The organism is Pedobacter sp. (assembly GCF_035317785.1).
Classification (GTDB): Bacteria; Bacteroidota; Bacteroidia; order Sphingobacteriales; family Sphingobacteriaceae; genus Pedobacter.
Genome location: NZ_DATHGC010000119.1, coordinates 1 through 4,866 on the forward strand (window position 1 = coordinate 1; position 4,866 = coordinate 4,866).

The window sequence follows — 4,866 nt, forward strand, 5'->3', positions numbered from 1 at the left end:
ATTGGCATTGAATTCGGTCAGAGGGATAGGCCATGAATAGCTTTTGCCTTCGTTGAATGACAATGGAGTGCTCAAATTCCTCGCTCTTCCGTAAAATGCAGCTTCCTGAGGCCCTAAGCGCCACCTGCAAACGTCAAACCACCAGTGTCCTTCATGAAAGAACTCTGCCCAGCGTTCATAGCGCAGGGGATTATTGCCCAGTACCGGATCATTGATGGCCGGAGTTTTGGCACTCAATGAGGCATAATCCCTTACAGAAGCTGTATTTATAGGCAGGTCATAGGCCCTGCGCCTTACTTTGTTGATGTATTCAAGACCTGTGGCCGCGTCGCCCGCGCCAATGCTGGCCTCAGCATACAGCAGGTAAACATCAGCCATGCGAAGGAAATACCAGTTCCATTTGTCGTAGTTGACCATATTGAGGTGATAGTCGATGGCGGCGTACTTCCTGAATCCCCAGCCATAGGTGTTGGGTTCAGTGGCCAGGTAATCGGGTTTAGAAACCGGAACATTTTGAAAAGCGCCGTTCTCCCAGTTGATGTTCAATACATCCAGCCATGGCTGTACCAGGCTGACATAGAGACGCGGGTCCGCAGTTTTATTGGTCCTTACGGCTTGTGCCTGTGCTTTGTAGGCGGGATCCATCACCTTTGCCGGATTGGTAAAACTGGCCGGTTTACTGTTGTCAAAATCAGGGTTATTGACCAGTGTGTAATAGCCCAGAGGATATCCAAAACGGGTAATATTCTTGTCATGAACGCCCAGGTTTCCGCCATAACCAAGTGGACGGGAGCCTGTTTCTGTACCCGTCAGGCTTAATATATAAGGCGACCAGATCACCCCGTTGAGGGTTGTCGCGTTTGGACTGTTTCCCCATGGACCGTAATTGCCCTTGTTGTCGCCGTCTACGTTCAGTTCAAACAAGGATTCTTCGTTAAATTCGTTGGCCGTGTTGCCATTGAAGGCATCTTTATATTTGGCAAATGGCATCAGTGTTTTACCGCTGTTGCTGATCACGTCCAGCAGTGTGGTTTTTGCGTTCGCCCAATCTTCTGTAAACACATAAGCTTTGACCAGGAGCGCTTTGGCTGACCACTCAGTTGCTCTTCCCACTTCTGAAGCCGGCCATACCTTGTTGTCGAGCAGAACGGCTGCGTCCTTAAGATCGGCCTTAATAAAATCCCATACTTCTTTTGTTGTGGCCCGTGGCTTTTGTGTGTCGTCTATGTTTTTAGGGACCTCCCTGTATACCGGGACACCCATTTTGTTTTCGTTGATACCGGCTGCCTTGATGTAAGCTTCTCCAAACAAAGTTTCTAATTGAAAATAATAGAAGGCACGCATAAATTTTGCCTGACCCTTTATGGCATCGATGTCTGCTTTTTGGCCGGCTGTGGCATAATTTTTCTCAAAGAAATCAGCAGCTTCGAGCGTAATGCCGCAAGCACCTGCACCAGCATACAAGGCGGTCCAGGCATTTTGTGATTTGCCATTAGTCGGACTCAGGTTATTGGCCGTCATTTCATTCCATGCCCCGTCTCCATTGTAATTGGCATCACCGGCATGGACAGAATTTTCCAGTGCTTTGGGCATCAGCTCGAAACCATATAGGCCGATACTTTTTAAATTGCCATAGGCTGGGTTCAAAATGGTATTGAGGTCATTTAAGCTCTTCGGAAAAAATCCGGCCGGGGCTTTATCGGAAGGACTTACTGAATCAGGGTCCTTTTTGCATCCGGCCATAAATAAGATGGCCAGCAGCAATGTATATATAGATTTGTTCATTTTGCTTGTTTTATCAGGTTAAAAATTCAGGTCAACTCCAAACGAATAAATACGTGTCTGCGGGTATTGGCTTACGACATCAATTCCCCTGGAGGTAACACCGGCATATCCGGAAGGGGAAAACGAAGCGCCAAGCTCGGGATCCAGTCCGCTATAATTTGTGATGGTAAAGATGTTATTGCCCATTACAAATATTCTTGCGCTTTTTACCTTGATCTTCCTGGTCAGTTCATTAGAGAAAGTATACCCGATTTGCAGGTTCTTGAGTTTGAGGTAATCACCGCTTTCCACAAAATAACTGTTCACCGACGAATAGTTCCCATTTGGATCAAGTGTAAAACTTCCGTTTTGATTGACCACTCCGAGCCTTGGTTGTTTAGTGAGACCATTTCCATTAAGGAAGGAGGCCCCCCAAACCTTTGGCGAGGCATTGCCATCGGCAAAAGGACGCATTTCGTAAGCCTTAACTCCGTTGAAGAGATCAACGCCGGCTACTCCGTTGAACAGCATTCCGACATCAAAGCCTTTAAAGTTCAGGCGAATATTTGCACCGTAAACCAATTTAGGATTAGGATTGCCAATGATCTGCCGGTCCTTATCGGTGATGTCCCCATCTCCGGTCAGGTCCTGAAACTGCAGGTCGCCCGCCCGGGCAGCGATACCTCCGACTTTTTGTTTGGCTGCGTCAGTGTCGTTCTGGAAGATGCCGAGTACTTTGTATCCATAAAACGACCCGAATGCCTCGCCTTTGCGTGTAGCGGTAATGGTCTGGTTGGGCATCATCTGGAAAGCAACATCACCGTTATTGTAATAATTATAGCCATCCAGTAGTTCAGACGTCGTTTCTGAGCTGAGTTTGGTCACCTCGTTTTTATTCCAGCCTCCGGTGACATTGATGTCAAAGCCGAAATCACTGACTTTGGTCCTGTAGCCCAGCATCACCTCAATACCTTTATTGCTTACTGAACCAATATTGGTCAGGTAGCTTCCCGAAATACCGGCGCTCGGTGTCAAAGGCAGGGCATAAAGCATGTCACTGGTAGCTTTGTTGTAATATTCCAGGCTGAAATAGACTTTGCTGCTTAGCAGTTCACCGTCCAAGCCGATGTTGGTTTCCTTAACAGTCTCCCAGTGCAAATTTGGATTGGGTATGCCGCTGTACATGACACCAGGTATAATGGTACCTCCGGGTGCGAAGTTGGCACCTCCGGCACTTCCGTTGCCCAGGCTATAGAAAGGCTGGTACAAGGAAAGGAAGGAATATGTACCGATATTGCTGTTGCCGAGCTCTCCATAACTTGCTCTCAGCTTAAGGCTATTGACAGCCGGTAAGGCCGATTTGAAAAACGATTCTTCAGAAAGGTTCCAGGCTGCTGAAACTGAAGGAAATACTCCTCTTTGTTTTTTAGGACCAAAAACCGTAAAGTTGGCATCCTCACGTATGGAAGCAGAAAAGTAGTATTTGCTGTTGTAATTGTAGTTCAGACGGCCAAAAACAGACTTGACCAAAGCGTTATTGTCTTTCCTGCCTGTCACGTAATAAGTCGTGCTTGCGGTGGGGATCAGCGAATATTCTCTTCCGGCTTCAGCAGAAATATCTGTTGAGGTTACATTGGAATCGTTGTACCTGCCTGTGATCTGTTCGTAACCTGCTACTGCATTGATGTTGTGCTTGCTGATTGACTTGTTGTAGGTCAGGATATAATTGGTCAGCAATGACTGGCTTTCTATGGCCAATTTGCTGAGTGAATTTTTACCGGCGCCTACACCTCCGATGGCAAAGGCATTCTGAAAATAATTTTGCGTTTCATCATAAAAAGTATAACCCACGCTGCTCCTGAGTGTCAGGTCCAAAGGCAGCTTTACTTCTGCGTAAACATTGCCCTGGAAATTATTTTTGAAGTTCTCTACGCTGGCGTTATCGATCGCTCCGACCGGATGGGTTCCGGCAAATGAGAAGCCATAGCCTGCTGGCGCGGTCCCGTATGAGCCGTCTTTATTGAACACCGGAATGATCGGGATGGTACGGAAAGGCGCGTTGTGCAGCTGTGCCTCGATACCTACATTCTGAGGGTTTGAAGTGCTCCTGCGCGACATGGACAGTTGTTCACCAAACTTAAGCCAGTTGCCGATCTTAAAGTTTGTATTCAGTCTTCCGCCCCCTATATTGGAGAAATTCTTGCGGGCGACTCCCTCCTGTTTGTTGTAGAAACCGGATACGAGGTAGTCGACAACCGGCGCGGCGCCGCTGAAGGAAATATTGTGGTTCTGCTCATTGGCGTTGTTAAACGTCTCATCGATCCAGTCCGTGTTGGCCAGTGTGTCCAGCTTTGTCGCATTGGTAAACCTTCCCGGGTTGATGATGTTCTGAAGTCTGATGTAGCCATCTTTATCCAGCAGCTCTCCTACTTTCGGCGTCGTTACTCCATAGCGGTAATTGTAATTGAACTGTGGTGCTGCAGAAGCTCCTTTCCTGGTGGTCACCAGTACGACTCCTCCGGCAGCAGCAGCGCCATAAATCGAAGCTGATGCGGCATCCTTCAACACATCCATGGATTCAATATCCTGAATATTGATGTTGCTGATGTCTGTAACCCTTACTCCATCGACAATATACAATGGATTTGGCTGGTTCAGTGACGAAACCCCGCGGATGATGATGGTCGGCGAAGCATCAGGAGCCCCTGAATTTTTGACAATATTGACACCGGCAATCCTGCCCTGCAAGGCTTCGGTGGCATTGGTAATGGGTTGATTCTTAAAGGCCTCACCCTTCACAGAAGCAACGGAACCGGTCAGGTCCTTTCTCCTTTGTGTACCGTAGCCGACAACGACCACCTCATTGAGCTGCGTGTTGTCTTCCTGAAGTTTCACATCGAACACTGTGCCGGAAGAAACAGACAGTTCAACCGTGGCAAAGCCCAGCATTGAAAATATCAGTCTGTCACTCTGTGGATCGTTTATGGTAATGGAATAATTTCCGAGCACATCAGCGACCTGCCCTGCTGAGGCACCTTTCAATTGAACGGTAACTCCCGGAACAGGAGTCCCATTTTGGTCAGTGATCTTTCCGCTGATGGT

The 4,866-nt window shown here is 47.8% G+C and carries 2 protein-coding genes; both read right to left on the reverse strand.

The window, feature by feature from the left end; all coding sequences use genetic code 11:
* Positions 1-1,785, reverse strand: a 1,785-nt coding sequence (locus tag VK541_RS07185; RefSeq protein ID WP_324368372.1) for a RagB/SusD family nutrient uptake outer membrane protein, incomplete at its 3' end; no start/stop codon positions are given.
* Between the two features lie 18 nt (positions 1,786-1,803).
* Positions 1,804-4,866 (reverse strand): TonB-dependent receptor (locus VK541_RS07190; protein WP_324368374.1); only part of this gene is annotated, 3,063 nt, incomplete at its 5' end.